Origin of the sequence: Hydrogenophaga sp. 70-12 (assembly GCF_001897365.1) — a bacterium.
Classification (GTDB): domain Bacteria; phylum Pseudomonadota; class Gammaproteobacteria; order Burkholderiales; family Burkholderiaceae_C; genus Hydrogenophaga; species Hydrogenophaga borbori.
On sequence record NZ_MKSS01000151.1, the window covers coordinates 1 to 2,635 of the forward strand.

At 71.4% G+C, this 2,635-nt stretch carries 4 protein-coding genes; 1 reads left to right on the plus strand and 3 read right to left on the minus strand.

The window, feature by feature from the left end; translation table 11 throughout:
* Positions 1–201 (minus strand): PaaI family thioesterase (locus BGO22_RS09205; RefSeq protein WP_502686449.1); only part of this gene is annotated, 201 nt, incomplete at its 3' end.
* A gap of 98 nt (positions 202–299) precedes the next feature.
* Positions 300–704, minus strand: a complete 405-nt coding sequence (locus BGO22_RS09210; protein ID WP_204744014.1) for a MerR family transcriptional regulator — start codon at positions 702–704, stop codon at positions 300–302.
* A gap of 122 nt (positions 705–826) precedes the next feature.
* On the opposite strand from BGO22_RS09210, the gene BGO22_RS09215 reads away from it, so the two are divergent.
* Positions 827–1,894 (plus strand): MBL fold metallo-hydrolase, encoded by a 1,068-nt coding sequence (locus BGO22_RS09215; RefSeq protein WP_204744013.1) that lies wholly within the window; start codon positions 827–829, stop codon positions 1,892–1,894.
* On the opposite strand, the gene BGO22_RS09220 is transcribed toward BGO22_RS09215, so the two are convergent.
* On the minus strand, positions 1,881–2,635 hold a 755-nt coding region (locus BGO22_RS09220; protein WP_286850347.1), incomplete at its 5' end, for a M48 family metallopeptidase. The two genes, BGO22_RS09215 and BGO22_RS09220, sit on opposite strands and share 14 nt — an antisense overlap.

Genomic DNA, 2,635 nt, shown 5'->3' on the forward strand with positions numbered 1-2,635 from the left:
GAGCGCCGTGGACACCATGCCCGCGTGCAGGAAGCCGTGCTGCTGCGTGAGGCGCGCGGCCCATGGCAAGGTGATGACCACGCGCCCCGGCGCCACCTCGGCCAGCGAGGCGCCCAGGGTGTCCATGGCGGCCTGGCGCGCGAAGCTTTCGCGCACACGCGCTTCGTAGTTCGGGTCCTGGGCCTGGAAGGGGGTGCTCATCGGTGCGGGGCCGCGCGGCCCGGGGGATGGGGGAATTCCGATTCTAGGTTGACGTTTACGTAAACGTCAAACCAGCGGTCGACCGGGCCCGCGCCGGCTCAGGCGCCCTTGCGCTCGATCTTGGTGAGCAGGGCGCGCGCCTCCTTCTCGTGCGCCTTGACCTCGTCGAGGTTGGCCACCAGGTCGGCCATCTGCTCCTCGAGCTGGCGGCGGTGCTCGGCCAGCACGGCGAGGAACTTGCGCAGCTGCGGCCCGGTGTCGCGCGGGCTGTCGTACATGTCGATGATGTCCTTGGCCTCGGTGAGCGACAGGCCCAGGCGCTTGGCGCGCAGCGTGAGTTTCAGGCGGGTGCGGTCGCGCGCGCTGTAGACGCGGTTGCGCCCGCCCGGGCCTTCGCGCAGCGGCTGCAGCAGGCCCACGTCTTCGTAGAAGCGGATGGCGCGGGTCGTCAGGTCGAACTCTCGCGCCAGGTCGCTGATGGTGTAGGTCGGGTTGGTGGCCATGTGCCGGGCGGGTGTCGGGTGGCGGACAGGGGAAGGAACGGTGGCTCCGTAGAATGCCCTTTTCTTGACGTTTACGTCAACGTCAAGGCGCGCGCATCTTACTGAAATCATTCCCCCACGCCATGAGTCTCACCCGCGATCAGCTCGAAGCCCGGCTGCACTACCCCCTGGGCACCACCCTGCCCGAGCCTGGCCGCGCCCTGGTGGTGGCACCGGGGGTGAAGTGGATCCGCATGACGCTGCCCTTCGCGCTCGACCACATCAACCTCTGGCTGCTGCGCGACACCCTGGACGGCCGCGAGGGCTGGACGGTGGTGGACTGCTGCATCGCCCGCGAGGAGGCCAAGGCGCAGTGGGAGCAGGTGTTCGCCAACGAGCTGGACGGCCTGCCCGTGCTGCGCGTGATCGTGACGCACATGCACCCGGACCACATCGGCCTGGCGCACTGGCTGTGCGAGAAGTGGGACTGCCGTTTGTGGATCAGCGCCACCGACCACGCGATGGCGCGCCTGGGCACCCAGACCACCACCGGCTTCGGCGGCGACGCGGCGGCGGCCTACTTCGCCAGCCACGGCCTCACGGACCCCCAGAGCGTGGCCAAGGTGCGGGCGCGCGCCGGCTACTACCCGAACCTGGTGCCGTCCGTGCCCGCGCAGTCGCGCCGCCTGCTCGACGGCCTGGCGGTGCGCATCGGCGAGCACGACTGGCGCTGCATCAGCGGCTACGGCCACGCGCCCGAGCACATGGCCCTGTGGAGCGAGTCCCTGGGCGTGCTGATCAGCGGCGACATGATCCTGCCGCGCATCTCCACCAACGTGAGCGTGTACGAGCAGGAGCCCGAGGCCGACTCGCTCCAGCGCTTCCTCGACTCCATCGACAAGTTCCTGCCGCTGCCCGAGCACACGCTGGTGCTGCCCTCGCACGGGCGGCCCTTCACCGGCCTGCATGAGCGCATCGCGCAACTGCACGCGCACCACGACGAGCGCCTGGCCGAGGTGGTGGCGGCCTGCCGCGAAAAGCCCCTGAGCGCCTTCGACGCGCTGCCCGTGCTGTTCCAGCGCCAACTGGACCTGCACCAAACCACCTTCGCCATGGGCGAGGCGGTGGCGCACCTGAACCGGCTGTGGCACGCGGGCACGCTGGCGCGCACCCGCGGCGCCGACGGCGTCTGGCGCTTCAGCCCTCGGTGAAGGGCAGCGCCGCGTCCTTGAGCGCGCGGCGGCGCTCGGCGTGATCGGGCATCACGCTGGCGACCACGTCCCAGAAGCGTGGGCTGTGGTCCATGTGGTGCAGGTGGCTGAGTTCGTGCACCACCACGTAGTCGATGGCGTCCATGGACAGGTGGATGAGCCGCCAGTTGAGGCGGATGCGTCCGTCGGCGCTGGCGCTGCCCCAGCGCGTGTCGGCGTTGGACAGGCTCAGCCGGGTCCATTGCACGCCCAGGCGCGGCGCGAAGTGATCCAGGCGCTGCGTGAACACGGTGCGCGCGTGGCGCATCAGCCAGGCCTGCGCGGCGTCGCGGATCTGCGCCTCGCTCGCGTGGCGCGGCAGGCCGACGCGCAACACGCGCGCGGCCGCATCGAAGGCGCCGCCGCGGCCCGAGAAGCCGTGCGCCGGATCGAGTGCCAGGCGCACCGGCTCGCCCAGCAGCGGCAGCTCGGCGCCGTCGGCCCAGCGGATGCGCGAGCTGGCCTGGCGCTCGGCGCGCTCGCGCGCCTCGGCCAGCTTGTCGAGCACCCAGCCGGCCTTTTCCTGCAGCACGGCCTCCACATCGCCCAGCGTGCTCCAGCGCGGGGCGCGCACGCTCAGGCCCTCGGTGCCCACGCTCAGGCCGATGGTGCGGCGCTTGCCGCGCAGGAATTCGTAGCCCACCTCGGCCCCGCGCAGGCGCACCAGGCGGTTGGCGCGCGGGTGGTGCCAGGTGCCGGGCT

What these genes read in the sequence shown, in the direction of transcription:
- BGO22_RS09210 (WP_204744014.1), bottom strand. Translation starts at nt 704, where the DNA reads ATGGCCACCAACCCGACCTACACCATCAGCGACCTGGCGCGAGAGTTC.
- BGO22_RS09215 (WP_204744013.1), top strand. Translation starts at nt 827, where the DNA reads ATGAGTCTCACCCGCGATCAGCTCGAAGCCCGGCTGCACTACCCCCTG.